This window comes from Chryseobacterium endophyticum, assembly GCF_056333165.1.
The window spans coordinates 36,644-62,698 of the sequence record NZ_JBWGXE010000010.1 but is presented as its reverse complement, the minus strand read 5'-3'; the positions used below and the strand labels follow the sequence as shown (position 1 = coordinate 62,698).

General features: G+C 38.1%; 24 protein-coding genes. 11 read left to right on the top strand and 13 right to left on the bottom strand.

Features of this window, described 5'->3' with window-relative positions:
• Position 1 precedes the first annotated feature (1 nt).
• Positions 2 to 1,189: a glycosyltransferase family 4 protein gene (locus AC0N32_RS18230; RefSeq protein WP_476395272.1), complete on the top strand. Its 1,188-nt coding sequence runs from the start codon at positions 2 to 4 to the stop codon at positions 1,187 to 1,189.
• A gap of 2 nt (positions 1,190 to 1,191) precedes the next feature.
• Complete coding sequence (locus tag AC0N32_RS18225) at positions 1,192 to 2,439, top strand: glycosyltransferase (protein WP_476395271.1); 1,248 nt, start codon at positions 1,192 to 1,194, stop codon at positions 2,437 to 2,439.
• On the opposite strand, the gene AC0N32_RS18220 is transcribed toward AC0N32_RS18225, so the two are convergent.
• The 6 genes from AC0N32_RS18220 to AC0N32_RS18195 form a co-directional block, all read right to left on the bottom strand.
• Entirely contained in the window at positions 2,440 to 3,705 is a 1,266-nt protein-coding gene (locus tag AC0N32_RS18220; RefSeq protein WP_476395270.1) for a glycosyltransferase, read from the bottom strand. It abuts the gene before it with no gap.
• 27 nt (positions 3,706 to 3,732) lie between these two features.
• Complete coding sequence (locus tag AC0N32_RS18215) at positions 3,733 to 4,380, bottom strand: glycosyltransferase (protein WP_476395269.1); 648 nt, start codon at positions 4,378 to 4,380, stop codon at positions 3,733 to 3,735.
• Positions 4,367 to 5,554: a glycosyltransferase family 2 protein gene (locus AC0N32_RS18210; RefSeq protein WP_476395268.1), complete on the bottom strand. Its 1,188-nt coding sequence runs from the start codon at positions 5,552 to 5,554 to the stop codon at positions 4,367 to 4,369. The genes AC0N32_RS18215 and AC0N32_RS18210 overlap by 14 nt, the downstream gene beginning before the upstream one ends.
• 32 nt (positions 5,555 to 5,586) lie before the next feature.
• Positions 5,587 to 5,931: a phosphomannose isomerase type II C-terminal cupin domain gene (locus tag AC0N32_RS18205; RefSeq protein ID WP_476395267.1), complete on the bottom strand. Its 345-nt coding sequence runs from the start codon at positions 5,929 to 5,931 to the stop codon at positions 5,587 to 5,589.
• A gap of 168 nt (positions 5,932 to 6,099) precedes the next feature.
• Positions 6,100 to 7,101, bottom strand: coding sequence for an MAC/perforin domain-containing protein (locus tag AC0N32_RS18200; RefSeq protein WP_476395357.1), 1,002 nt, complete (start codon positions 7,099 to 7,101; stop codon positions 6,100 to 6,102).
• Complete coding sequence (locus tag AC0N32_RS18195) at positions 7,091 to 7,498, bottom strand: hypothetical protein (RefSeq protein WP_476395266.1); 408 nt, start codon at positions 7,496 to 7,498, stop codon at positions 7,091 to 7,093. Before AC0N32_RS18195 ends, AC0N32_RS18200 begins: the two co-directional genes overlap by 11 nt.
• 243 nt (positions 7,499 to 7,741) lie before the next feature.
• Here AC0N32_RS18195 and gltX point away from each other — a divergent pair, with 243 nt between their 5' ends.
• Both gltX and AC0N32_RS18185 read left to right on the top strand, forming a co-directional pair.
• Complete coding sequence (gene gltX / locus AC0N32_RS18190; RefSeq protein ID WP_476395265.1) at positions 7,742 to 9,247, top strand: glutamate--tRNA ligase; 1,506 nt, start codon at positions 7,742 to 7,744, stop codon at positions 9,245 to 9,247.
• 48 nt (positions 9,248 to 9,295) lie between these two features.
• On the top strand, positions 9,296 to 10,252 hold the full coding sequence (locus tag AC0N32_RS18185) for an acetyl-CoA carboxylase carboxyltransferase subunit alpha (protein ID WP_476395264.1): 957 nt from the start codon (positions 9,296 to 9,298) through the stop codon (positions 10,250 to 10,252).
• 65 nt (positions 10,253 to 10,317) lie between these two features.
• On the opposite strand, the gene AC0N32_RS18180 is transcribed toward AC0N32_RS18185, so the two are convergent.
• Positions 10,318 to 11,022 carry a DUF6759 domain-containing protein gene (locus AC0N32_RS18180; protein WP_476395263.1) on the bottom strand — a complete coding sequence of 235 codons (705 nt, stop codon included), beginning with the start codon at positions 11,020 to 11,022 and terminating at the stop codon, positions 10,318 to 10,320.
• 146 nt (positions 11,023 to 11,168) lie between these two features.
• Here AC0N32_RS18180 and tsf point away from each other — a divergent pair, with 146 nt between their 5' ends.
• From tsf to AC0N32_RS18165, 3 genes are all read left to right on the top strand, one after another.
• The gene (gene tsf / locus AC0N32_RS18175) at positions 11,169 to 11,993 is read left to right on the top strand and encodes a translation elongation factor Ts (protein ID WP_476395262.1); all 825 of its coding nucleotides are present in this window, start codon (positions 11,169 to 11,171) and stop codon (positions 11,991 to 11,993) included.
• Between the two features lie 261 nt (positions 11,994 to 12,254).
• Positions 12,255 to 15,395: a T9SS type B sorting domain-containing protein gene (locus AC0N32_RS18170; RefSeq protein WP_476395261.1), complete on the top strand. Its 3,141-nt coding sequence runs from the start codon at positions 12,255 to 12,257 to the stop codon at positions 15,393 to 15,395.
• A 208-nt stretch (positions 15,396 to 15,603) separates the two neighbouring features.
• Positions 15,604 to 17,478 carry a GEVED domain-containing protein gene (locus AC0N32_RS18165; protein ID WP_476395260.1) on the top strand — a complete coding sequence of 625 codons (1,875 nt, stop codon included), beginning with the start codon at positions 15,604 to 15,606 and terminating at the stop codon, positions 17,476 to 17,478.
• Positions 17,479 to 17,550: 72 nt separating this feature from the next.
• Here the strand turns inward: AC0N32_RS18165 and AC0N32_RS18160 are convergent, their stop codons facing one another.
• Both AC0N32_RS18160 and AC0N32_RS18155 read right to left on the bottom strand, forming a co-directional pair.
• Positions 17,551 to 17,748 carry a KTSC domain-containing protein gene (locus AC0N32_RS18160; RefSeq protein WP_476395259.1) on the bottom strand — a complete coding sequence of 66 codons (198 nt, stop codon included), beginning with the start codon at positions 17,746 to 17,748 and terminating at the stop codon, positions 17,551 to 17,553.
• Positions 17,749 to 17,850: 102 nt separating this feature from the next.
• On the bottom strand, positions 17,851 to 18,921 hold the full coding sequence (locus tag AC0N32_RS18155; RefSeq protein ID WP_476395258.1) for a DUF4407 domain-containing protein: 1,071 nt from the start codon (positions 18,919 to 18,921) through the stop codon (positions 17,851 to 17,853).
• A 169-nt stretch (positions 18,922 to 19,090) separates the two neighbouring features.
• On the opposite strand from AC0N32_RS18155, the gene AC0N32_RS18150 reads away from it, so the two are divergent.
• Positions 19,091 to 19,501, top strand: coding sequence for a hypothetical protein (locus AC0N32_RS18150; RefSeq protein ID WP_476395257.1), 411 nt, complete (start codon positions 19,091 to 19,093; stop codon positions 19,499 to 19,501).
• A gap of 51 nt (positions 19,502 to 19,552) precedes the next feature.
• Here the strand turns inward: AC0N32_RS18150 and ruvC are convergent, their stop codons facing one another.
• Positions 19,553 to 20,107, bottom strand: a complete 555-nt coding sequence (ruvC, locus tag AC0N32_RS18145) for a crossover junction endodeoxyribonuclease RuvC (protein ID WP_476395256.1) — start codon at positions 20,105 to 20,107, stop codon at positions 19,553 to 19,555.
• A gap of 392 nt (positions 20,108 to 20,499) precedes the next feature.
• Between ruvC and AC0N32_RS18140 the strand changes: the two genes are divergently transcribed.
• From AC0N32_RS18140 to AC0N32_RS18130, 3 genes are read left to right on the top strand one after another with little or no spacing between them, the layout of a single operon-like run.
• The gene (locus AC0N32_RS18140) at positions 20,500 to 20,823 is read left to right on the top strand and encodes a PadR family transcriptional regulator (protein WP_294200646.1); all 324 of its coding nucleotides are present in this window, start codon (positions 20,500 to 20,502) and stop codon (positions 20,821 to 20,823) included.
• On the top strand, positions 20,820 to 21,437 hold the full coding sequence (locus tag AC0N32_RS18135) for a hypothetical protein (RefSeq protein WP_476395255.1): 618 nt from the start codon (positions 20,820 to 20,822) through the stop codon (positions 21,435 to 21,437). Before AC0N32_RS18140 ends, AC0N32_RS18135 begins: the two co-directional genes overlap by 4 nt.
• A gap of 13 nt (positions 21,438 to 21,450) precedes the next feature.
• Complete coding sequence (locus AC0N32_RS18130) at positions 21,451 to 22,173, top strand: hypothetical protein (RefSeq protein ID WP_476395254.1); 723 nt, start codon at positions 21,451 to 21,453, stop codon at positions 22,171 to 22,173.
• Between the two features lie 123 nt (positions 22,174 to 22,296).
• On the opposite strand, the gene AC0N32_RS18125 is transcribed toward AC0N32_RS18130, so the two are convergent.
• The 3 genes from AC0N32_RS18125 to AC0N32_RS18115 all read right to left on the bottom strand — a co-directional run bounded on the left by AC0N32_RS18125 (position 22,297) and on the right by AC0N32_RS18115 (position 26,043).
• Entirely contained in the window at positions 22,297 to 24,546 is a 2,250-nt protein-coding gene (locus AC0N32_RS18125) for a carbohydrate-binding domain-containing protein (RefSeq protein WP_476395253.1), read from the bottom strand.
• Complete coding sequence (locus tag AC0N32_RS18120; RefSeq protein WP_476395252.1) at positions 24,543 to 25,034, bottom strand: T9SS type A sorting domain-containing protein; 492 nt, start codon at positions 25,032 to 25,034, stop codon at positions 24,543 to 24,545. Before AC0N32_RS18120 ends, AC0N32_RS18125 begins: the two co-directional genes overlap by 4 nt.
• Positions 25,035 to 25,155: 121 nt before the next feature.
• Positions 25,156 to 26,043, bottom strand: coding sequence for a peptidase associated/transthyretin-like domain-containing protein (locus AC0N32_RS18115; protein WP_476395251.1), 888 nt, complete (start codon positions 26,041 to 26,043; stop codon positions 25,156 to 25,158).
• Between the last annotated feature and the right edge of the window lie 12 nt (positions 26,044 to 26,055).

The following is a 26,055-nucleotide window of genomic DNA, read 5'->3' as shown; positions in this document are numbered from 1 at the left end:
AATGGGAATTATAAAGAAAATAAAAAAACACTTCAGAAGAAAAGAAAAACTAAAAACTCTTGGTACCCGGGAAATTGCCAGCATTACCTCCTTCGATCCTTCAAAAAAAACCATCCTATTTACATCCAGGGATTTCCCTACCCATGATAAAGATTCAGGTTCTAACAGGCTTAAAGAGATTATTTTAATTTATAAAAGTTTAGATTACAACTGTATCCTGTTCGCGCCCGATATGTTTGAAGATGATCCTTACGTAAAGTTTTATACAGAACAAAATATCATTGTGTTTGTAGAAAACGCAAAGTTCCCAAACATCTACGATTTTGCAGGTTCCCTGAAAAAAATAGATTTCGTTTGGTTCAACGGCCCGCTTGCCCTTAATTTATTTTATCAAAAAATGAAAACGGTTCTGCCTAATGCCAAATATATCTATGATATGGTAGACATCCATTTTTTACGGTTCAAAAGAGCAATTGAGATCGAACCCAATCGTATTTCGTTAAAAAAGAATTATAAGCACTTCTTCCGGCTGGAAACCGTTGTCGCACCTAAACTGGATTACATCATTGCGATTTCCGACAAAGAAAAAGAGATCATGAGCCGGTATGCAGATAAAAATAAGATCATCACCATATCCAACATTCATTATCCTAAGATTGATATTTCCGAAAGAAAGAATTTCACAGCAAGCAAGGGAATTCTTTTCATCGGATCAATTCATGAACCAAATATCGATGCGGTAAAGTTCCTGTATGACAAAATAATGCCTCTGGTCTGGAATACAAATCCTGAACTTGAAGTAAGCATCATCGGAAATGTGGCCGACAAGCTTGATGTAAAACAATATCCTAAATTTAAATTTTTAGGTTTTGTAGAAAGTATTGAGGATCAATTTATAACCTCAAAACTCATGGTGGCGCCGTTACGATTTGGCGCCGGGGTAAAGGGCAAAATCGGACAGGCTTTCGAATATTTCCTTCCGGTAATCACTACGGATATCGGGGCAGAAGGAATGCAGCTTGTCAATGAAAAAAACGTATTGATTGCCAATGAAGAAAAATCGTTTGCAGAAGCCATCATAAGGCTGAATAATGATGAGGAGCTTTGGAATACGTTAAGCAAAAATTCGACAGACAGTCTGAAACCTTTTTCACCTGAAGAAACGAGAGAAAAAATTAAAACTTTATAAGCATGTCATTAAATGTTAATTATCATGGCTTTTTTGACGGAAATTTCGGAATTTCTGAAGCTACCCGGCTGAATGCGTTAGCTTTGGAAAAAGCAGGAATACAGGTACATAAAATCAACTATTCCAGTGATACTTTTAAAAGACTCACTGAAATTTCATCAACGGAAAATAGTAACCGGATTAATATTTTTCACATAAATATTAATTTCATCAATGACTTCTTTTCAAAAAATCAGGATCTTAAATTAGGCAATCATTACAATATTATCTACTGGGCCTGGGAATTTCCGGAAGTTTCTGATAAAGTGGCTCAGCTGCTGAATATGTTTGATGAACTTTGGGTACCGAGTGATTTTTGCGTTAATATCTTTACGAAGTATACAGGGATACCTGTCATAAGGTTTTCCCATCCTATTCAGAAGCTTGAAAGTTCAAAAGATTTTGATCTTACGCATTACGGCATTCCTAAAGAATCAAAAATCTATCTCACTATTTTTGATTCATTGAGTACAACCATTCGAAAAAATCCTGAAGCAACTCTTGAAGCTTTTAACACCGTTTTTAAAGATGACCAGGAAAGTTTTTTGATTGTAAAAACCCATAATCTGGAGAGAAGTAAAGACGCCCAAAAAGCTTTGGAAAAATATAATAATATTGCCAATATTATCATTATTAATGAGCATTTTTCTAAGGAAAAACTTCACTCTCTCATTCAGCAGTCGGATGTTTTAATCTCTCTGCATGGCTCTGAAGGATTTGGCCTTACCATGGCCGAAGCAATGGCCTACGGAAAAATTGTTATCGGAACCGGGTATTCCGGAAACCTGGATTTTATGAACGTGAATAATAGTTTCCTGGTTCAATATGATTTTATCAAAACATCCAATACAAAAGGGCTGATTGATGAAGGACTGACCCTTGCAAAACCAAGACTTCAGGATGCCGTGGCAAAATTATTATATATCAAAAACAATTTCAATTCGTTAGATCATTTCAGAGAAAACGCAGAACTTCAGATAGAAACGAATTTTTCATTAGAATCCATCGGCGAATTATTTAAAACCAGGTTAAATTTCATCAATACTTTTGATAAAGAACAAGCCAATGCCGGCTCAGATATAAACAATATTTTTTATGTGAGTGAAATTGAAAGATTAAATAAAAAAGTTAATTATCTGGAAAGAACCGTTTACAATAAAGTCAGAAAAAAAGTAAATGTTTTTCTTAAAAAAATAAAAGGCAGAGAATAATTATTTTCTGCCTTTTCTGTTTCTCAGATACATTTTTACATTGTAGATCAGCTGTATGGGTGCGCTTTTTTTATAGATTTTAAGATCCTTCTTCAGTCGAACATACTCTGAATAGATTTTTATTAACTGGGATTTGTTTTTCTCAATTTTATTCTGAGCGATAATTTCCAGGCCTCTCTCCTTAATAAGCTGACCTATATGCTGGAATGATAATTTCTCATGTACTGAAGCATATCCTTTTTGAGCTTTATTCTCCAATAATTCCCTGTCGTTGAATACAATTCTTAAATATTCTTCTGTCTGCTGCAAATCCGGTTCCGACCAGACGGTATTGGAGTCATAATTAATCACAGCAGATTGGGAACTTATCTTTTGAGCCTGAACGAGAAAACTGTTTTCCGGGTTCATAAATTCAAGATTCCCGGAATATCCTGTTGCGATCACGGGCTTACCAAGAAACATGGCTTCGGCCATAGTGAGGCCAAAACCTTCGGCACGATGTAGTGAAATGTAGCAGTCACAATGACTAATAAGGTTGTTAAGAGAATTCTTATCAAATATCTTTTCGACTATTTTTATCCTTTCGGAAGAACCTATCGCATCAAGTATTTGCTTCTTTTCTTCTGGAAAGCGTGTTGATAAAGATGTTTTAATCGTCAGGAAAGCATTATTCTCGCCTGTGTCAAAAGTTTTCCGAAAAACTTTTATAAGGCTCAGGACATTCTTTCTTTCCAACGAGCTATTATAGTCGAAAATAAAAAGAAAATTAAATTTATTTTTATCGAAAATATCTTTAACCGTCTTTTCTTCAGGCTCATTTACCGGAAACTGTACAGGATGGGGAATGACGATTACCGGCAACGAAACATATTTTTCTATGCAATTTTTACAATATTCCGAAGGGGTCCAGATTTCATCAAAAAGATTGAGGTGGGCAATATACGGTTCCGGGATTGTTTCCGATTCCCAGGCCATGTATAAAATATTGTATTTGTTTTCGAAAAAAGAAAAATCAAAGTGTGAGAAAAAATTAAAAACCTCCTCAGACGGCGAAATTTGGATCAGATTAATCGGATGGTCAGCTTTTTCGGCAAATTCTGTGAACGTATTGTCATTATCATTATGATTTGTTTTGACATCATAATTGATAATATTTAATGGTATATCTGCCTGTAAAATAGCTTTACAATTAAGTCTTGTAGCTTCTGCAATACCAAACTCGCCTTTTATAAAACCAAATACATTAATCCCGAGTTGTCTGTTCATCTGTTTCGATAATAAAGTTTAGTCCGTTTACAATGTATCATAGAATACGTTTTGTGTAATCTGTCTGTCGATATCTTTATGATGCAGAATACAGTGGTCGAAATTTTCGGTAGGGAAATAGAATGCTTTTTCAAAACCTATCAGTTTCTCATGAACTTTATTGACCCAGTGAATATTTTTATTCAATTTAAAAAGTCTCATCTGATAATCCGGATAATTTATGTAATTCTTATCATTTACTGCCCACTTCCACTTTGTGATATGATCTTCGGTAATCCCTTTTACAGTATTGATTCTTGGAATAAAAAACATATCGAAACCCGATTTCTTTTTCAACACATTTTTTATTGATTTCATAAGACTTTCCTGGGGAACCTCGTCTGCATCGATCTGAAACAGGTAATCTTTTGTTGCTGACTTTATAAGCTCATTTTTAAAAGATGCAAAATCACCCTTTAGAAATGTTTCTTTATGGAGTACCTTTCCCTTATATTTTTCCAGTACAGAATCTACGTCGGTATTTCTGGAAGTAATATCCTGCAAAACAATAACCTCATCTTCGTCATCAACAAACTTGAATAAGAATGTGAGCAAAGAGTCCAGCTCTTTAGCCTCATTACAAACTGTGATTCCGTAAGAAATAGTAACTTTTTTAAAAAGGCTAAAAAAACTCATTGTAAGATTTATTTATGTTTTGGTGTTCGTGAGACCGCTTTTTTATGATATTGACCTTAATACCCAGTTTCCCATATTTTTTATCAAAGCCCAAAAGCATTTTTGAGATTGTTTTTTGAGATGATAGCTTTTGAATAATTTCCGGAATGTTATGAATGACTTTATAAGAACCGCTTCTCCATTTTTTAGCATCAATTGTAACAATAATATCATTTGTTTTCGAAGCAGACCATGATTTAAATTTCTCGCGGATATCAATTTTCGACTTTGAGCTTTCTTTTTTCAGATAGCCTTCCACCACATCCTCATGATCTACATACAAATCTGTCGCGAAAGGTTCTGTAACATCGATAGATTCATCGGTAGCATTTTTTATAACAAAACCTATATCGTATGATTTTTTAACAGGACTGTTGGTGAAAAAATGCCATTTTCTTATGAAGTTTCTTAAAGAATCTTTTTCAACAGTTTTTGTTTTTTTGGAAAACTCCTCAGAAAACCTTGATGTTTTACTCACAAAATGATATACCATACTTCCTTTCGAAAGAAACAGCTGAAGTCCCGCAAGCCTTAATCTCAATATCAAATCATCATCTTCACAGAACATAGGAAAAAAAAGAGGGTCAAGCCCTTTAATTTCCATCAGTTTCTTTCTTGATGCTGCGAGAAAAAATGTGGTGTCGGAAATTGGCGGTAACGCATTGCTATTATCCGCATTGTTTTTTTCGTATGCGTAAAATTCGTCATATTTAAAATCCCAGAAATCGCTTCCGAAATCCTGAACCGCTTTCCATGATCTTTCATCTCCGGCAAATAATGGAGGTTCTACAGCAAGATAACCAATAACTTTCTCTTCTGACAAATGCTTCCGGAGATTTTCAACAAAGTGTTTTCCGGGCACCATATCATTATGAAGAAAAGTCACATAATTTCCGCCAGCTATTTCAATAGCTTTATTGTAGGTATCAGATAAAGATTTGTTTTCCCCTGAATAATAATATTTAAGATAAGGGTCATTTAAAGAATCCAGCCATTCATGAGTTCCGTCAGTACTTCCAAAACTTACGAAGACAATTTCCTGCCCGGGAAAATTATTCCGTGTAACTTCGTAGAACTTCCTGGAATACTCCAAATTATTCTTTAATCCTATCAAAAGCGAAATACTATTATCCATATTTACGATATCCTGATCCTGAATATTATTTGTTAATTCCTGTCGTACTCGTCCTCAAGTCTCACTATATCGTCCTCGCCGAAATAAGTACCGGTCTGCACTTCAATAAAAACAACAGGTTTATCAGAAAGATTCATCATACGGTGTTTAGCACCAAGCGGGATAAAAATACTTTCGCCATACTTTAAACTGACTTCTTTATCATCCAGAACGACGGTGGCATCACCTTCGATGATCGTCCATTGTTCCTGTCTTTTATGATGATATTGATAAGATAGTTTCTGACCTGCATTAACTTCGATCCTTTTTAGCTTATAATTTGGCTCATCGGCCAAAACATAATATTTTCCCCACGGTCTTTCCCCTATTTCTAACATATTTTTTTGTTACAAATTTAAATATTTAAGTACTTAAAAAACCAAAATTACACAATCTTTTTTCAGTCTGATAAAAAAGAAGGAGACTGTTTTATTCTACAGTCTCCTTTATTTTTAATACTATTGCTTTTACATTGATTAAAATACAATAGCAACGATTGATTATGTTTAGTATGCATAGAAAGGGATACCTTCCGCTACATATCCATTCGGGGTACCTGGATAAGTGCTGAAATAATGATCTCTCTGGCTTCCACTATAGAATTGGTAAATCGGCTTTTTAGAGCTATCCATTGTGGCGTAGAATACAATTCCCTCGTATGTATAATTCCATGGTGTACCAGAGGAAGTTGAGTAATAGTGATCTTTGTCACTTGCGCTATAAAACTGATAGATAGGAACCGTGTTTGGTGCTCTGTAACTGTATACTTTGAATTGTTCACCTTCAGCCTGATAATTATTAGGTGTTCCAGCATAAGTAGAAAGATAATGGTCTCTGTCTGAAGGACTGTAGAAACCATATACAGGCACTGGTATATAATCTAAAAACACTTTATTATCAATCAGGTATTGATTTACATAAGTCTTCAGTTCTTGTTTTTTCACCGGATCTTTTATCAGATCATAAATAAACACCAATCCATTTTGTCCGAAATCAACTAAGACAGAATTGTTAACAGTTGAGCTACTCTGCCAGTTAGAAATATTAACTTTCGTAGTCGGTTGCTCTAGATTAATCTCACCTATCAAACCTTTTGAGGGATCTCCTCCTATTGTTCTATACCACAATTTACTAGAGTAGTTCTTATAAGATTCTGATGTATTTACATCATTTGTAACATTCACATCAAAAATTTTATCCATACCCACTTTAACTCCGATTCTGGCAGCACGTTCACGATTTTCATTGGTTGTTTCTGATTGGAACATAATATTCATTTTAGCTCCGGTATAAATATCAACGGCTACGTGTGTACCATAGTCCTGCACAATCTGCTGAGGCGTTTTAGTTTGTAAATCCTGAATAAATTTAGGAGTCAGATAATCACCAAGCATATCAACAGTCGCATTAAATCTTAATCTTTTTTGTTTTATAGTAAGATTATAACTTCCGTAGATGTACTTAGCATCGAATTTATTATTCGTAGTAACAGCAGAATTAAATGCTATAGAAAGTGTTTTTTTTAAATAATGGTATTCCAGCGGTAACGTCTACCTTTGTTGAAACCATTTTAGAGTATGCTTCTGCATTTTCGCCATACTCTTCGTTGTACTCTTGGGAAAAGGTATTTTCAGAGATCACCCTTCCCGACTGCTCAGCTTTGAGCCTTTCAACATCAATAACTTTAAAACCAGATGCTGTGGCATTAGCATATTCTCCAGTGGCATTATAACCGTGTCCTAAAACATCATAAACTCCGTCACCTGCATATTTCGCGGCAGAAATGTTGTTTCTTGAGGCATTTGTGCTTTCTACATTAGCATTGTTATCAAGCTCTTCGACTGAACATGAGGTCATGAAGACCAAAGGTAAAGCACCTAAAAAAAGGGCAAATTTTCTTTTCATAGTATAATTTTAATGTGTCACAAAAATATTAATCACCAAGCTGCGATAAAAAATAAAGTCCATGGTTTTTATCATAACAAAGTGAAAAATTATTAAAGCAATCTCATTTACAATCCATTACACTTTAAGAAAGTTCATCAGTGATAAAAAAAGGATTTAAGTGAACAAAACTTAAAACAAAAGAAATTTAGAAATTTTTACCTTTATAATTTTAACTAAATTTGCATCAAAATTTTAATTGAAATGGGGAAAGTAAGAGTACGTTTTGCTCCAAGTCCTACAGGACCTTTGCATTTGGGAGGCGTAAGAACTGCATTATATGACTATCTTTTTGCTAAAAATCAGGGTGGCGAGTTTGTATTGAGAATTGAAGATACCGATACCGCAAGATATGTGGAGGGTGCCGAAGAATACATCGAGGAAGCCCTGGAATGGTGCGGGATCATTGCCGATGAAAGCCCTAAAAAAGGAGGAAAATTTGCTCCCTACAGACAATCCGAAAGAAGAGATATTTACGATCGTTATACGGAACAGATTCTGAAAACAGATTATGCCTATATCGCTTTCGATACGGCAGAAGAACTTGACGAAATCCGCGCCCAATACGAAGCGAAAGGTGACGTTTTCTCTTATGACAACAGAACGCGAAATCAGTTGAAAAACAGCCTGACACTTTCTGATGAAGAGGTTCAGAAGCTGCTTGATGAAAAAACGCCGTATGTCGTAAGATTCAAAATGCCGGTTGACAGAACACTGAACCTTGAGGACATCATTCGTGGAAAATTCTCCGTTAATACCAATACATTAGACGATAAAGTTTTAGTGAAAAATGACGGGATGCCGACGTATCATTTCGCCAATATTATTGATGATCACGAAATGGAAATTTCTCACGTGATCCGCGGTGAAGAATGGCTGCCATCTTTAGGTTTACACACATTATTATACGAAGCGATGGGCTGGGAAGCGCCTCAGTTTGCCCACCTTTCTTTAATTTTAAAACCTGAAGGAAAAGGAAAACTGAGCAAAAGGGACGGCGACAAATTCGGGTTCCCCGTATTTCCTCTTGATTTCACAGATCCTGCTACCGGAAATGTTTCAAAAGGATACCGTGAAAGCGGCTATCTTCCGGAAGCTTTCATTAATATGGTAGCGCTTTTAGGCTGGTCACCTGCCGATGACAAAGAAATCCTTTCTCTGGAAGAAATGGCGAAAGAATTTGATTTAAATAAAGTTCATAAAGCCGGAGCAAGATTCAGCAAGGAAAAAGCAGAATGGTTCAATCACCAGTACATTCAGAAAACGTCAGACGAAGAATTGCTGCATATTTTAAAAGATTCAGGTTTACCGATAAAGCTTTCAGATGATACGTTATTAAAAATAATTCACCTGATGAAAGAAAGGGCAACCTTCCCGAAAGATATTTATGAAAACGGTAAATTCTTTTTTGAAGCTCCGACTTCTTATGATGAAAAAGCATCAAAAAAAGCCTGGAATGACGAAACTTCTGTGATCCTGGGAGAGCTTGCTGCAAATTTGCAGAATATTGAATTTAATGCCGAAAATATCAAAGACTCCGTTCATCATTTTGCGGAAAACAAAGGCCTGGGAATGGGTAAAGTGATGATGCCTTTACGTCTCGCGCTGGTAGGGGAACTGAAAGGACCTGACGTTCCGGATATCATGGAACTTCTTGGAAGAGAGGAAGCTATCTCCCGGATAAACAATGCAATTAATAATTTTAAATAGATTCATATAATTTTTCATAAATTTGAAAGATTTAATTTACTTCAAGAAATGGAATATTTAAGTTTCGAACTTCCTATCAAAGATCTTATGGATCAACTGCAGACCTGTTCTTTAGTAGGAGAAGAAAGTGGTGTTGATGTAAAATTAGCATGTAGCCAGATCGAGGATAAGATTTTGGAAAAGAAAAAAGAAATCTACAGCAATCTTACCCCTTGGCAAAGAGTACAACTGTCCCGTCACCCTGATCGTCCGTATGCACTGGATTATATCAACGGTATGGCTGATAAAGGCAGCTTCCTTGAACTTCACGGAGACAGAAACTTCGCTGATGATCCGGCAATGGTAGGCGGATTGCTTACGTTGGACGGCCAGAAAGTAATGGTGATCGGAACGCAGAAAGGAAGAACAACAAAAGAAAGACAGCACAGAAGATTCGGAATGCCGAATCCTGAAGGATACAGAAAAGCATTGAGATTAATGAAACTTGCCGAAAAGTTTCAGATCCCTATCGTAACTTTAGTGGATACACCGGGTGCATATCCGGGCCTTGAAGCTGAAGAAAGAGGCCAGGGTGAAGCTATTGCCAGAAATATTTTTGAAATGGTTCAGCTAAAAACCCCGATCTTTACTTACATCATCGGAGAAGGAGCCAGTGGAGGTGCATTGGGAATTGGTGTAGGAAACAAGGTATACATGTTGGAAAACACCTGGTATACCGTAATTGCACCGGAAAGCTGCTCGTCCATCCTCTGGAGAAACTGGGATCATAAGGAAGATGCAGCCAATGCATTAAACCTTACCCCTAAAGATGCTTTAAGAGAAAAGTTCATTGACGGTATCATTGAGGAACCTCTGGGAGGCGCCCATTATGATCCGGCCGGAGCTTTCCAAAACCTTAAAACTTCTATTTTGCAGAATATCAAAGCGTTCTCAAAATTCACAGGACAGGAACTGGAAACCCAAAGACAAGATAAATTTATTGCGATGGGGCAATTTAAAGGATAAAATAAAAACAAACGGCTGGAAAATTTATTCCAGCCGTTTGTTTTTTTATAAATTTCTTTTTGTCATCAATCTCTCAGATTCAACTCAATCTCAATATCTTTATTGATCTTTTTTAATGAAGAGTATTTGGCATCGCAAACCATGGTCGTCAGGATGTATTCTCCTTTTTCCACCAAAAGAAAATTCTGCCCGTTGGCAGGAACATCTAGATTATAATATTTTTTGCCGTTTATTTTTACAATGAGATTGCATTTTGACCGGTTCCGGATATTGATATATGCTTCCTTATCCATCGGATCATTACTAAAAAGATGGGTAAGCATTGCGGCTGTTTTGTTATGCTGTTCGCTTGTTCCGGACTTTTTAGCGGCTGTACCGGCCACACTGGCATAATTTACGGTACGTTCGGGAGTTGTCGCACCGGCCTTAACTGCGATTGCTTTGGACTTGTTAAGACTATTTTCATCCAGCACCATTTGCTTGATTTTATCTTCACTTATTGCTTTAATGGTAGGCTTTGCTTCCGGCGAATTGTTTGCCATAACGATCTGCATGAGCTTTCTTTTGAAATAATCCGTTTTGGCATGACCCGGGTTTTGTTTTAGAAATCCTGCCACTACCCTGGCCTCTGCTGTTGCTTCCGCGTCACTTTCCGTGTAAATGATCACCGTTTCTTTCTCTACGATCGTTTTCGATTTTGTCTTTTTCTTTTTCTGTGAAAAACCAAGGGTAAATATGCATAGAAATATGAGGAGAAATATTTTTTTCATTAACTAAACATTTAAAAATTTATTAAATATATAAAATAACGCAAAAAGTCATTTTTTAGTTTATCATTAAAATCATTATCTTTGCATCGCTTTAAAATTAAGCTAAAAATTAATACTAATCTTAAATAAAAAAAATAATAGATATTATGTCTTATACACCAGCTGCTGCAGACGTAGCAAAATTGAGAAACCAGACAGGTGCAGGGATGATGGACTGCAAAAAAGCTTTAGTTGAAGCGGAAGGAGATTTCGAAAAAGCAGTAGATATCCTTAGAAAAAAAGGACAAAAAGTTGCTGCCAACAGAGCTGACAGAGAATCTACCGAAGGTGCAGTGATCGCAAGAGTAAACGAGGATAACACATTAGGTGCTATTATCTCTTTAAACTGTGAGACTGACTTCGTTGGTAAAAATGAAGCTTTCATCGAGCTAGCTTACGAATTAGCTGAAATGGCGATCTTTGCTGCTACTAAAGAAGAATTATTAGCTACAGATTTCCACGGAATCACTGTTGCTGAGAAATTAATCGAGCAGACAGGTGTGATCGGTGAAAAAATCGAGATCGGTGCATTCGAAAGAATTACAGGGCCTTTCTTAGGAGCGTACATCCACGCCGGAAACAAAATCGCTGCCATCACTTCTCTTTCTGCAAAAGTAGACGGAGCTGATGAAGTTGCCAAATCTGTTTCTATGCAAGCTGCTGCCATGAACCCAATTGCTCTTGACGAAACTTCTGTTTCTCAGGAAACTATTGATAAAGAATTGGAAATCGAAAGACACAAACTTGTAGAAGAAGGAAAGCCTGCTAATATTATCGACAATATCCTGAAAGGTAAAATGCAGAGATTCTACAAAGACAATACTTTGGTACACCAGGATTTCATCAAAGACAGCTCTATATCAGTTGCTGATTATGTGAAGTCTGTAAATGCTGATCTTAAAGTAACAGGATTTGTAAGAGTAAGCTTATAATCTTTTTCTGATTTAAAAAATTCATCCCGGCGAAAATTTTCGCCGGGATTTTTTTTGCATATTACCCCAGAAGTTCAAACTTTATCTACAAATGATTGCTCGTCGGAAAAATTAAATGAGACGCAAGCCGATAAAATTACCAGTTTCATATCCAGGATGTATTTTAATTAAAAATCGTGAATAAAATTAACTTTCTTTATGATTTATTAATAACTTATTGAATAATAGTTTATTTTTGTAGAAATCATAATCCATATCCATATGAAAAGACTTCTATTATCTTTCATATTAATGCTTTTGGGTATTAATATTGTTTTTGCGCAGAGAGATACAGAACATTGGTTTGCACCGATGAAAAATAATACAAGCCTTATCGGAGGCCAGAACAGCCAGGCGATTTATTTCTCTACCGATTCCGTACAACCTTTTGACATCGATATTTATAATAACAACCAGGTAATAGAAACCGTTACGGTCTCTAAAGGTAATCCTGCCATATATAATATTCCGATTACAAGTGCAAATTCAAATATTATTACGCCGCTGCAGACTGATCTTTTCAAAACGATTACAAAAGGATTATATACGAAAGGGCCAAAACCTTATTATGCTAATCTCAGATTCTCAATTCCTAATCACGGGGAAATTATAACTTCTAAAGGTAAAGCGGGGATTGGTAAAAAGTTTTATGCAGCTGCGGCGCCCATTACGGATGTCGGAGGAGGTGACATTTACAATTTCATGACGGGAATTCTTGCCACAGAAAACAACACCGTCGTTACCGTATCAGGATATAGCTCCGGCGTGGTATTTTCAAACGGTACTACAGGAGCCAATACACCCTCCATGTCTTTCACTCTGAATAAGGGACAATCCTACATTATCGAAGGAGCGGGAAACCAATCCGGAAATGCAACGGGTTTTATTGGTGCTAAAATCGAAGCCGACAAACCTGTATCAGTGACCAACGGTAACTTCAACGGCCAGTTTTCATGGGGCCCCGTAGGGTTAAGCTCTGATATCATTATGGATCAATCTGTTCCGGTAGAAAGACTCGGAAATGAATTTATTATTGTAAAAGGAAACGGTGATGTATCCGCCAAAATGGAAGATGCCTTAATCATTGCAACCGAAAGCAACACCGAGGTGCGGATCAATGGAGGACCTGTGGTTGCAACACTTGCCGAGGGACAATATTACAGGGTAAACGGGCCGAATCCCGGTGCTCCGGCCAATAATGTCAATTATATAGATCAGGGCAACGGGCATTACAATATGCACATTAAAACGTCTAAAAACGTTTACGTTTACCAGCTTCTTGCAGGCCTGTCCACAAGTATTGCAACCCTGGGATACAATTACATTCCGCCTTTAAACTGTTTTCTCCCGAGAAAAATCGATGAGATTGCTTTAATTAATAACCTTAACGGGACTACGAATGATATTAAATTAAACATCATTACAGAAACCGGTGCAACGGTCACTTACAGTGTTAACGGAGGCGCTCCGGTAACTCCGACAGCTGCACAGGGACCTTATCCCGTTCAGGGTACTTCAGACTGGCAAACCTACTCGATCCCGGCACTTGCCGGTAATGTCGCCGTATATTCTACGAAGGCCGTAACCGCAGGAATTGCAGGAGGAAGTGGGGCTGTCGGCTACGGAGGATATTTCGCGGGATTTTCATCCATTCCTGTAATTGCCAAACAATCGGGAGACTGCGTTCCCGGAATCGTTCTTGAGGTTGATGACAGCTTCGAAACCTACCAGTGGTACCTGAATAATATTGCCATTCCCGGGGCTACGCAAAACGTCCATACACCTACACAGGCAGGAAATTATACGGTAAAAGTAACGATGGGAACATGCCCTCCGGTAACGACCCCTATTTACAAGGTATTCGCCTGCGTGACCAATACCACAGCAACCCTGAATGCGTGCGCCACCAAAGTGATCACCCCGGCATTTTCATTCAATACTTCACAAACGCCGGTAGCCAGCACAGTGACCATCCTTACCTATCCTACGCACGGAACAGCAACACTCAACCCGTCAAACGGACAGATTACCTATATTCCGAACACAGGCTACATAGGACCTGACACCATCGTATACCAGTTCTGCGGTAATGCCAATGAATTTATCGATTGCGAACATGTGACTTTAACCTTAAATGTCGTTCCTTTCATTTTAACCGACAAAACCGTTAAGGCCTGCCAGTACAACGGAAAAGGATTCTTTGACCTCACGACCGCAGCGGTTACTACCTACAATCCTGTGGTGAAAAAGTTCTACCCTACCCTGCAGAGTCTTAATGAAGGAACCAATATGATCACAGAACCCACCCATTATCTTTCAGCAGAAGGCTTTGTCTACGTAAAAGTGACGACCAATGAAGGATGCGTGGGCAGTGCTAAAATAACCTTATCATTCTATCCTTCACCGGTAGTAAATGAAGCAACACTCAGTGAATGTTTCCTCGAAACCGATGAAACCAAAGCTAAATTTGATCTTACAATAGCCAGCGTAACAACTGAAAGCCCGGTAACAAAAAAATATTACCCTACTTTCGTGGATGCCAGCAACGGGACCAATGAGATACTTAATGCAGACACGTATATTTCCGGAGACGGAACTGCATTTATAAGAGTTTATAACAGCAATCAGTGTTATTCTATTGCCAAAGTCAATTTAAAAGTTATCCCTCCTAAAAGATCCGCCGTTCTTACTGACAAGATCATCTGTATAGATAACAGAACAAACCTTGATGCCGGACCGGGATACGCTTCTTATGAATGGAACACAGGAGCAACTACACAAGTACTGGAAGGCGCAACAGTGGGAGAATACTGGGTGATCCTGGAAGACAACGGATGTTTTATAAAACAGTTCGTTCATGTAAAAAAAGCGGATGCTCCGGTAATCACGGAAATTGAAATTTCAAACAATACAGCCACCGTACATGTGACAGGAGGTTCAGGTCCCTATCAGTATGCTGTGGACTCCCCTTCCAACTGGCAAGAATCGAATGTATTTACAGGGCTTTCCAGAGGTCAGCACATCTTCTTTGTTAAAGACTTCTACAACTGTACCCCAATATCTGTTGAAGTCACTGTACCGAATCTCATCAATGCCATCACTCCGAACGGTGACAACAAAAATGACTTTATAGACTACAGTGAGCTTACTTACAAAGACAATCTTTCCTTTGTCGTTTATGACAGATACGGAAACAAAATCTTTACAGGAGATAAGTTTAATAACTACAAATGGGACGGCAAACATTATGATAAAAAGCTGATCACCGGAACTTACTGGTTCCATATCAACTGGAATGAGCCTAACAAAGAAAAAACACCCATTAAATATACCGGATGGATATTGGTGAAAAATATTAATTAAAAAGGAATTTAAAATACTCATCAAGGAGGCTGTCTTATCTGACAGCCTCCTTGATTTAAAAGAGTAGTAAAAAGACCTTAATATAAAAGCTATCCCACTAAAAATTAAAGATTTTTACAAATATTTATGTTTTTTTTAAAAGAATTAAAAAAATATAATGACCTTAATAATTAATTTGTAAATTTGGGGACTTTAAAATTTTTATTAAATGAAGAAAATATTACTTTATGGTTCTATGATGCTCTCGTTAGCTTTAACAGCACAGCAGCAACATAGAATCTGCGGTTTTGATGAAGAATTAGCATTACAGGAAAGACAAAATCCTGGAATGAGGGAACAGTTTGAAAAAATTTACAAAAAGATCAGAGCTGAGCAGTTAAAAAATCCTTCTGCGACAACTTCAAAACTGGTAAATGGTGTTTATGAAATCCCGGTAGTTGTCCATGTTATCTATCCTAATGGCGCTGCCGTTGGAACTACATATAACAAATCTGATGCACAAATTCAAACCTGGATAGAAAACGCCAATAAGATGTACGCAGGAACCTATGCCTGGCCTGCCAGCGGAGTAGCATCTGACTTTGGTCAATCAGCAGTTTTTCCAATTAAACTGGTTTTAGCGAAAAGAACCCCAAATTGCGAACCTACCACAGGAATTGTAAGATATAATGGCAACTCATTACCCGGCTATAATACCAACGGTATGGCCTATGCCACCAGCAACGGAGCGAGCAGGACAGCAATCAAAAATTTGGCTCCACATTGGCCTGAATCGGCATATTTCAATATCTATGTTATCAGCAAATTTGACGGAGACAGCTCTCCTAATTCCGGACTGATGGGATTTGCATCTTTTCCTAATAACTTAGATTCAAACTATGAATCTTTTATGAAATCGGGGGTCGTTACCAATCTTCACGATACAACATTTGCTCACGAATTTGGACACGCTATGGGATTACTTCATACTTTCCAAGATGGTACTTACGATGCAATTCCTGGAGATTCTGATTATTGTCCGCCAACCACGGGAGTTTGCGAAGATGATGATGATGGTATTTGTGATACAGAAAGATCAGGTAGCGGATACACACTCTGGCCGGTACCAAGCAATTCCGATATTAATCCTTGTACTGGTGTTAACTATCAGGGTGTGCAGTATAATATGATGAATTATTCCAATTCCACTGCTCAGAAATTTACCGCCGGACAGGGAGAAAGAATCGACAACTATTTCATGTTGATCAGAAGCAGTTTAACAACATCAAAAGGAGCTACTGCATTACCTTCAACACCAGCAACCTCTATGGTTCCAATTGCAGCAACATGCAATCCTACAGGAGTAACAAATGCCGCGACAAATGGTTTTTTAACCGGACCTGTGGCAGTAAGACTAGGACAAATTAATAATAAATCTGCAGGGCTGTGGGGAGCTGCTCCTTCTTTTTATGTAGATTATACCACTCAGTCTTGCCTGGTGAATTCTTCTACTGATCTGGTGGTAGGACAACCTCAAACCGTAGAAGTTGACATTATGCTAAATCCTCAATCCGCAAGAGTATGGATTGATTATAATAATAACGGAACGTTTGAAGCTTCGGAATTAGTAGGGAGCGCAAATAATATTGCTTTAAACTCAAGTTCGATTGGAACGCTAAGTGCTACATTTACGCCTCCCGCCAACGCAGTATTGAATACACCGCTAAGAATGAGAGTTTTGGTAGATGCTGAATCTCAAAACAATTATGCACCATGTGGACAATTAGAGTATGGACAAGTAGAAGATTATTCTGTAAGACTGGTAAACAATCTTGCAACAAGTGAAGCTCAGGCTGATAATGACGACCTGGTTATCTATCCTAATCCTGCAGTAAGTGGTGACCAAGTATTTATTAAAGCTAAAAACGGAAAAGGCCTGAAAGTTTCCATTTCGGATATGTCCGGTAGATTAATTGCAAATCCGGCTGTTACTGAGGAAGGAAAAGATCTTTACAAAATGAATCAACAGCTTGAAAAAGGCGTTTATATGATCCAGATCTCGAACGGTAAAAACACTAAGGCATCCAAGCTGATTATTAAATAATCTCTTGCCTGCAATAAAAGAAATGTCTCCAATATTTTTATTGGGGACATTTTATTTTAAGAGCAACGCATACTATTTTATTTTCTTATATTCAAATTTCGGTTTGATTACGTAGTTTAAGAATCTTCCCTTTGACTGTACCGTTTTAAAACGTTCAATGATCTCTACAGGAACCTCCAGATAATCATAAACCGCACCCGACTGATAAAAAATCCTTAAAATCTCAGTCTCAGGAAAATAATGATATCTGTTAATCACTGATGATGGCATAGATATTTTTAAACAAAAAATATTCCTTAATGAAACTTTCAGCAGCAAATAAGCCTTCCGGAAATACTCCCGAAAGGCTTTGATATGAGATATATAAATGAATTACCTGCCTAATTTATCTTTAAAATCATCGATCCGGAAATCCGTTAAAGCATTGCCTTTCTCTACTTTTTCTTTTGAATAAAGCCTGAAATCGTTTTCGGTTTTTTCCAGGAGATAATCATAAGGCCCGACGTGGGAAATCAGTTTTACCAGCACCGGCGAAATCTCAAGACAGATAAAAAGACCCATGATAAAGGTCGCCGCCAATCCGATGATCGCAGAATTTTTTCCCAGTTCGTCCAAAGCCTGCAGCCTTGCCGCAAACCCGTTGAATTTATCCTCAAATGTTTCCGTGGATTTTCTTTCGGATTCAAGATTGGTGTAGACTTTCGAGATTTCCTTATCCAGGTATTCCAGACGGGGAGCAGCCTGCTTACGGTAATTCTCCAGATCCAGCCTTCTCTGTTCTTTCAGCTCCTGCTTACGTTTGGCATTCGGGCCGAAACCTTCTTTTCCGCTGGTTAGCCCGGATTGTTTTCCTAAGATCTCTTTTTCCAGCTCTACGGATGCGGAGTCATAGGATTTTTGGTAGTAGGCAATTTTATCGGAGATCTGTTTCTTTTCCGTTTCAAAGGGCCCGCTCTGCTGAAGAATCCGGCCGCTCATTTCGCCCTGAAGCTGTTTTTTGTTTCTTTGAATGATGGTATTCAATTGTTTATTTACCTCTTTCTCAAAAATTTTGAGCTCTAAAGGTTTGGAGATAATGATTCCCAGGAAAGTCGCCAAGATCAGTCTTGGAATGGCCATCAGAACCTGATTCCACCAGGTTCCCGTTTTTTTGATGGAAGAAACGATGTAACGGTCCAGGTTAAAGATCATTAGTCCCCACAACACGCCGAAGCCGATGGCCGTCCAGATCTCATCGAAGACCGTGTACATGGCGTAGCCTGCGGAAAGTGTGGCAAAGACTGCCGTAAACAGGACAATGCCGCCGATTCCGGCAAACTTGTTCCATTCGCTCGGTGTTTTTCTCAGGATGTGAATGTTTCCTCCGGAGCAGATCATCAGAAACTTTTGGAACCAATTGATGTTATGATTCGCTTGATTTATAGTTTGTTGGTTGTTTTTCATGACAGAAAATTTATACAAAGGTACTACTAAAATTCATACCAATGTAAAAGATAGTATTATGTTTTACCAAGTATGGTCATGTAAATGGTTATTTAATTGTTAATCAGTAAATTAAATTTATTCCGGAAAATATTCTTATCTTTAAGTAACAATCATTAAAAATTTAAATATGAAAAATGCAATCAGCCTTTCCCTGGTATGCCTAACATTGGCTTTAACTTCATGCAAAAAGGAAGATAAAATTGACGATGACCTTAAAGAAGTGGCGGCAAACATCAACAAGACCACACCTCAGATCCTTGCCGATGGGGTTCGCCTGGACAGTGTTTCGGTACAGCCCGGTAAAATTTTCAGGTATAATTACACTTTAACGGATGATACCAAAGATGCGGTAAGTCCGGATCAGATCGAAACCTTTAAAACTTCGGCAAAAGAAGGGGCACTGCGTGTAGTGAAGACGTCGCCGGAAATCAAGGAATTCCGCGATCGGGATGTAACGATGGTTTATACGTATTACGACAAGGACGGCAAGAAAACGGCAGATTTTAAAATTACACCCGAAGAATACAAAGCAAAATAAAATTCGGTAAAGAATAAAAGATCCCGCGAATATTGTATTCTGCGGGATCTTTTATTTTAAGCGGTCCGGATTCTGTTTCAGGAAACTTTCCCAGCCGGTATACGATTTTGTGTCAGCAATTGTTCCGGAATTGAAATGGTGGCAGACGGCAACGGCCAAGCCATCGGAGGCATCGAGGTATTTGGTCGGGAATTCTTTTAATTTCAGAAGGTTTTGCAACATTCCGGCGACTTGTTCCTTGCTGGCATTTCCGTTTCCGGTAATGGCCATTTTTATTTTTTTCGGGGAATATTCCGTGATGGGTACATTGCGGTAAAGACTGGCAGCCATGGCTACGCCCTGCGCCCGTCCCAGTTTCAGCATACTCTGCACATTCTTTCCATAGAAAGGCGCTTCCAATGCCACTTCATCCGGATGGAACTCATCAATCAGCGCCAGGGTTTTATCAAAAATATATTTGAGTTTGGTTTCGTGGTTGGGATATTTATGAAGCAACAGTTCATGGATCGAAATCATCTCCATTTTGCCTTTTTTCACGGAAATAATTCCAAAACCCATCACCGTTGTTCCGGGGTCGATCCCTAAAATAATTTTCTCTGCAATCATTGGGACAAAGATATGATTTTCTAACCTTTTATGGAGAAATGAAGAATTAATGTTTCGATACATCAACTATAAATTTCGGTTATACGATTTCAGAGTGCGTTTCACTAATAAATATTTTAAAATTAACAAGTTATGGCTTGATTTATTAATCTTTTACGTTTTATAAGCTGAATTTGAATATGTCGATTCTAAGATTTATTACTATTAAATAAGGATAAACTTCGTTTGAATGAAGTATATTAAGTAGAGTTCATAAAAAAATTATCAGCTACGATTTAAGCAAGGGTTTAAAATCAATAATTATTTTAATTCTAAAAATTAAAAACAATAAAATTAAATTATAATACATAAGAAAATTATGCATAAATTTGTGAGGTATAAAAGATTCGATATTGAAAAAGAACAGTCTTTATAAAGGAACATTGCAGAACATCATTCTGAAGCTGCTTGCGAAGGAAGTGAAAATGTATGGCTACCAGATTACCCAGCGTGCGAAAGAACTTACCCAAGGCGAGCTGGAAATGACGGAAGGCGCGCTGTATCCTCTTCTCCATAAGTTGGAAGCGGAAGGAATGATTACTTCCGAAATTCAGAAGATCAACGGAAGAGACCGGAAATATTATCTTTTGACCGACAAGGGAAAAAAACAGCAGGTCACACAAGAAGAGGAAATGAAAAGCTATTTGTTTAACCTAAATACCATTTTTAATATATGATTTCATTGGAACAGGAAAAGCAGATTACCGCTTATCTGAATTCGAAAAAATTGTCTCCTCAGATACTTGATGAGGTGAAAGATCATTTCATGATGCAAATTGTAGGTCTTATGGAAAATGAAAATATAGGTTTTCAGGAAGCATTTCTGATGGCCCGGATCAGCTGGAAAAGAGAGCTTGAAATGGTACGGGCCGATCTCCTGTCTTTTAAAAAGATAGCCAGGATCGAGAAGCAGGTAGTACAGATGAGGTTCCGCAAGATAACATTGGTTTCAATGGTATTTTCAGGAGCAGGTTTTTTATTATTACAGGTAGATTCCGATTTATTTATGAATCTGCAGATCTTGCTGTTTATCGTATGGATTGCCATGCTTTTATACAATGCTATCAGAAAAGGCTTCAGGGTTTCAAATTATGCAAGTATGAATTTTCATCCTTTACTGGTCAGGAATATGTTGGCCGGGTTGGCTGTATTTTATATTGGCTATGCTGTGACGGCGGATCACTGGGAGATTTTAGACCTTCAGATCAGTAAAATTTTCTGTATATATGCACTGGCGGTTCAGCTACAGCTTTTATATTTCAGTTCTAAAAAGATTAATGTTTTGGTTTAAAAAAGAGGATAAAATGATAACCACAGAACAGGAACGGCAAGTTACTAACTATCTTATTTTTCACAGGCTTCCGCTGGATATTCTGCTGGAAGTAAAAGACCACATGATTTCCCAGGTGGCGTATATTCAGGCTGAAGAAAATATGAGTTTTGAGGAAGCTTTCCATAAGACGCAGAAATTGTGGGAAAGTGAATTTAAAACTACAAAATATTCTTTTTTCTTCCAGGAGGAAATTCCTGCAATTGTAAAGAAAATTGTAAAAGCGAGAAACAATCATCTTTTGAAAAAATCGGCATTGTTGGGTTTGATATCTTTAGCGATTACTTTTGTGCTTATTTATCTGGCAAATGATGTAAATGTTTATACGGATTTTTTCAGGATACAGAACGGCTTATTTATTTTTGTTCCGATTATCATCTGGGCGTTTCATTACAAAATGCTGAAGTACATGAAGCATGATCAGAAATACAAAGGAAAGCTGTTGTATACCATCTATCAGCAAAATGTAGCCCTTAGTCTCTCTATGATAGGCCTGATGGCGCAAATCATTGTAAAAGACGGAAAATATCCGTACCTGTTTTTCAGAGAAAATGAGTACAGTGAAATGGGATATGTATCGGTAACACTGCTTTTGCCTTATACTGTGCAGGTACTGATTATTTTTGTCATGCTAAGCTTTTTCGCACATAAGAAGACGCTGTTCCGGATGGAGAAATTTCTGACTGCTCATTCATAAGATTTATATTAATTATATTGAAGTAAGAAGGAAATTAAAAAGAGTGTATTGGTTTTCATAACCTTATTTCAAAGAAAAGCCTCCCAATAAAATCGAGAGGCTTCTGTAATGATGAGATACCGATTAAAAAGAAACTGTATTTACGGTATTTGTAGCTGAGGTTGTAAAAGTGCTTTTTAAAGTTCCTCCGCTATTGGAGTAAGTACCTCCGGTATACAGTCCCCATCCTGAAGTTCCTCCTACATAGCTTCCACCAGTGTAGCTTCCGCCGAAATATACTTTGTAAACCACATTTTTATTTAGGTTAGGACTTGAAAAATGGAAATAATAGACTCCGTTTTTTGGCTTGAAGGTTACCATTTCAGTCCCGGCTGCATTTTCGATATGCAATAGGGAAGTGGTAGCAAGCTGGGCGCTGGATTTCAGGTACATTCCCACCTGCGTGGAAGCGGCTCCCATCGCTTTTGTCATAGTTGAATTGGAGCCTCCGGAAATGAGCAGCCCTCCATTCATCAGAAATGTTCCGTTGTAATCGATTCCTTCTTCCGGTTGGCTCGTCGGGCCGTTGACGATGGTTGTGCCACCCGTTACAGTAATATTTCCATTGCTGTCGATCGCATCGCTTCCGGTTACCACATGAATTCCTCCTGTAATATAGAGATGGCTGTTGTCATTAGCTTCCGTTCCGCCGGCGACAGTTCCGTACGTTGCATTGATGCCGTCATTGGAGGCGGTGATATTATTTACTCCGCCTGCCAGGGTGATGATGGGTGCTTCTACGCCTTCGCCAACTCCTGAAGTAGCAGAAATTGCAGAAACGGTATTGATTCCTCCGTTGATGGTAATGGAGGCATCGGAATGAATGCCGTCATCCGTAGAATTAAATGTATTATTTCCGTTGTTGATGGTAACAGCTCCGGCAGCCACTAATGTTTTCGGATGGCTGTAATCGGTGCCCGAAACTAAGAATCTGGCTCCTGTTGTTTTAATCATTAGTGTAGGATTGCCCGTTGTACTTCCGATGGTTACCGTTCCGTCTGCTTTTAAGCCTTTTCCCCCTGTTCCCGAGCTGGTGGTTGTCAAGTTACCCGCATTGATCAGCAGATTTCCGTCGGCCGTGATTGCAGATGCTGAATAAGAATCCAGCGTTCCTGCCGTATTGGTATATGTTGCGCCGTTTCCGGCTGTGGTAATGGTAATATTTCCATTATTGATGGTGATATTCTGTCCTGCCGAAATCCCTTTTCCGCCATTAGCCGTTGAAGCCAGAGAAAGATTAAATGTTCCTCCGTTGATGATTACTCCGGCATCCGTTTTTATAGCAGTGGAATAAGACGGGTCGTAGCCGCTGCCTGAAGCCGTAAGAACGGCAGCCCCGGAAAGACTGGCTGTTATATTGCCACCGTCAAAAGTAATGTTTCCTTTGGCACTGATGGCCTTGGACTGTGCCCCTGTTAAGGTTAAATTAAAAGTGCCTCCTGAAATTCCGACAGTCGAAGTTCCTGTTTTGATGGCTTTTACGTCAGCTGATGCTAAAACAGCCTTTACATTCCCTCCTGAAATGGAAATGGCGGCATCCCCTGCATCCACAGCATCGCCTGTTGCTGTAATGTCTACCGTTCCGTTGCTCATGATATATCCTTCTGAATGAAACCCGTCCGATGCGGCCGAAATTACTTTAAGTGTACCATTCTGGACTTCAATACCGGAAGAAGTAGAGATGCCGTGTTTTTTAATTCCTTTGATGTTTAATGTGCCGGTGCCGTTAAGAATTATTTTTCCATCGGTCTGTAAAGTTCCGTTCTTTGTGCTTGAAGAACCATCTGTCAACGAATTGACAGTACCCGCCTGAAGAGTGAAGGTATGAGGCTGTCCGCCTGTAATATTAATGGCAGGACCGGAGATATTCGTAATGTTAAGATTATTCATTACGAAATTTGCCGGAAGTGTTGAACTCATCGTCAGGCTCCCGGTTGTGCTGGTGCCCAGTAAATTATATTCCAGATTATTGATCGTTGCTGTTGAAACGACATTTACTGTTCCGCCGACTGCCGTAATATTTACGCCTTGTCCTGCATATGGATTGATAATGGTCGCGTTGTCCGAACCCTTATAAATGATATAAATTTTAGTTAAGTTCACAGCAGTAGAAGAAAAGGTCAGACTGTCGACGGTACTCTTTGGCAGGTTTAAACTTGCCGTACTTCCGCTGAGGTGAAACTTGGCATCATTGGTATCGAACTTTATACTATCTACCACCGGGGTCGGAGAAGCATACATGGTATTTCCCGAATTATGGACGATGATGTTGCTCTGTGCTTTTATTCCGAAAGATACCAGCACGGCAATTAAAATATAAAATTGCATTCTCATTTTTTGATCAGTTTTAAAGTGGTATTGTTTATCTGAACTAAGTAAAATCCTTCGCTGAAGCTGCTGATGTCGATGTCTTCGCCAGGTTGAAAAGTTCCATTCAGAACAAGCCTTCCTGTAGCGGAGAATATTTTTACTTTTAACATTTCTTTTTTGTCCGAGGTAATCCTTATAAACTCTGCAGAAGGATTCGGATATAGCCTGATATGATCCTTATTGGCTCCAATCTCCTGGGTCGACAGCACTGATGAAGAAAAAGTGATTTTCCTGCTAATCCCGATAGGAATGGAAACTTCCGGGGCAGAACCTGAAGTTTTTACCAGCAGATTATTTCCGGCGAAATAAAGTTTTCCATTTGTATTGACCGTGTAATCCTGTGAGGATCCGGTATAATAGGTAATTTTTATGGTGGTCTGTGCAAAAGAATAAGCGGCAGATAAAAATAAGAATGGGAGAAATTCCTTGCTTAAAAGTTGAATTATTCTCATTGTCAAATTAATTTTATTAATTCAAAATTAAATTTTAGCTGATCAAAATGGAATAATTTGAGGTAAACGGTGAGAATGTGCCGGTAAAAATAAGCTTGTTGTTGTTTAATCAATAAATAGGTTATTTAATAAAAGCAATAAATATGTCCTGGATTTTTTCATTATTGGTAAATGCCCGGGTGTAAGGTTTCGGAATATAGTATACTTCATAGCGGTCATGAAAAAGCAAATAGCTTTTGTTGAAGATTTTATAATCTACCTTTTTCCCTTCCAAAACTACTATCGAGTTCTGGTAAGGCCATACTTCACTCACTTCGCCGTATTCTGCGTAAATTGTATTTTCTGAAAGATGGGTGATATTCTTTTTTAAAATTTCTTCTTTCTTAAAAGTTACCAATTCGGTACTTAACGTTTCAGCAAAAGGTTTAAATTCAATTAAATTCTCTTCCCTAATAGCCGTATTGGGAATTTCAAGAGAGTAAAAACCATCCTTGTCTGTTATGCCTTTATAAACTTTTTGAAAAGTAATTAATTTTACCGTTACGTCAGGCACCGGCTTTCCCGTGTTTTTATTGATGACTTTCCCTTTGATAATCGTATTTCCGTCATCTTTGTGGGGCTCTTTTACTTTTTGTTTATTTACCGTATTTGTCGTGATGGAAACTTCGGGCGTGTGAAGTTTTGCAGACTGCGCAGGGTATAGATTGATGATGCTTGCGGTGAGGGCCAGCCCTGCTGTAATTTTAGTAAAAGATCTTATACGCTTTAATGGAATCTCCGGACTAGAAATATTCTCTGAAATAGCTTTATGCAGATGATTTTTAGATAAAATCCCACAAATTCTCTCTTCTTTGTTTTCATGAAAGATTTTCTTAATTTCCGAACCTTGCAATTGAGAAAAATCCAATACTTTTTTAGAACAGGTGATGCAGAATTTTCCTCCATCAATATCATTCATTCGGTCTAAAGATTCTTTACAAGGCTTGTCGATTTTTAAAATCAGATTCATAGTAACAGTTTA

Bases quoted from the DNA above. Each gene is read 5' to 3' on its own strand.
- AC0N32_RS18165 (WP_476395260.1), top strand. From the start codon at position 15,604: ATGAAGAAAATATTACTTTATGGTTCTATGATGCTCTCGTTAGCTTTA.
- AC0N32_RS18135 (WP_476395255.1), top strand. From the start codon at position 20,820: ATGATTTCATTGGAACAGGAAAAGCAGATTACCGCTTATCTGAATTCG.
- AC0N32_RS18215 (WP_476395269.1), bottom strand. From the start codon at position 4,380: ATGAGTTTTTTTAGCCTTTTTAAAAAAGTTACTATTTCTTACGGAATC.
- AC0N32_RS18120 (WP_476395252.1), bottom strand. From the start codon at position 25,034: ATGAGAATAATTCAACTTTTAAGCAAGGAATTTCTCCCATTCTTATTT.
- AC0N32_RS18205 (WP_476395267.1), bottom strand. From the start codon at position 5,931: ATGTTAGAAATAGGGGAAAGACCGTGGGGAAAATATTATGTTTTGGCC.
- AC0N32_RS18170 (WP_476395261.1), top strand. From the start codon at position 12,255: ATGAAAAGACTTCTATTATCTTTCATATTAATGCTTTTGGGTATTAAT.
- tsf (WP_476395262.1), top strand. From the start codon at position 11,169: ATGTCTTATACACCAGCTGCTGCAGACGTAGCAAAATTGAGAAACCAG.
- ruvC (WP_476395256.1), bottom strand. From the start codon at position 20,107: ATGATTGCAGAGAAAATTATTTTAGGGATCGACCCCGGAACAACGGTG.
- AC0N32_RS18180 (WP_476395263.1), bottom strand. From the start codon at position 11,022: ATGAAAAAAATATTTCTCCTCATATTTCTATGCATATTTACCCTTGGT.
- AC0N32_RS18220 (WP_476395270.1), bottom strand. From the start codon at position 3,705: ATGAACAGACAACTCGGGATTAATGTATTTGGTTTTATAAAAGGCGAG.
- AC0N32_RS18130 (WP_476395254.1), top strand. From the start codon at position 21,451: ATGATAACCACAGAACAGGAACGGCAAGTTACTAACTATCTTATTTTT.
- AC0N32_RS18230 (WP_476395272.1), top strand. From the start codon at position 2: ATGGGAATTATAAAGAAAATAAAAAAACACTTCAGAAGAAAAGAAAAA.
- AC0N32_RS18185 (WP_476395264.1), top strand. From the start codon at position 9,296: ATGGAATATTTAAGTTTCGAACTTCCTATCAAAGATCTTATGGATCAA.
- AC0N32_RS18225 (WP_476395271.1), top strand. From the start codon at position 1,192: ATGTCATTAAATGTTAATTATCATGGCTTTTTTGACGGAAATTTCGGA.
- gltX (WP_476395265.1), top strand. From the start codon at position 7,742: ATGGGGAAAGTAAGAGTACGTTTTGCTCCAAGTCCTACAGGACCTTTG.
- AC0N32_RS18160 (WP_476395259.1), bottom strand. From the start codon at position 17,748: ATGCCATCATCAGTGATTAACAGATATCATTATTTTCCTGAGACTGAG.
- AC0N32_RS18115 (WP_476395251.1), bottom strand. From the start codon at position 26,043: ATGAATCTGATTTTAAAAATCGACAAGCCTTGTAAAGAATCTTTAGAC.
- AC0N32_RS18195 (WP_476395266.1), bottom strand. From the start codon at position 7,498: ATGAAAAGAAAATTTGCCCTTTTTTTAGGTGCTTTACCTTTGGTCTTC.
- AC0N32_RS18150 (WP_476395257.1), top strand. From the start codon at position 19,091: ATGAAAAATGCAATCAGCCTTTCCCTGGTATGCCTAACATTGGCTTTA.
- AC0N32_RS18125 (WP_476395253.1), bottom strand. From the start codon at position 24,546: ATGAGAATGCAATTTTATATTTTAATTGCCGTGCTGGTATCTTTCGGA.
- AC0N32_RS18210 (WP_476395268.1), bottom strand. From the start codon at position 5,554: ATGGATAATAGTATTTCGCTTTTGATAGGATTAAAGAATAATTTGGAG.
- AC0N32_RS18155 (WP_476395258.1), bottom strand. From the start codon at position 18,921: ATGAAAAACAACCAACAAACTATAAATCAAGCGAATCATAACATCAAT.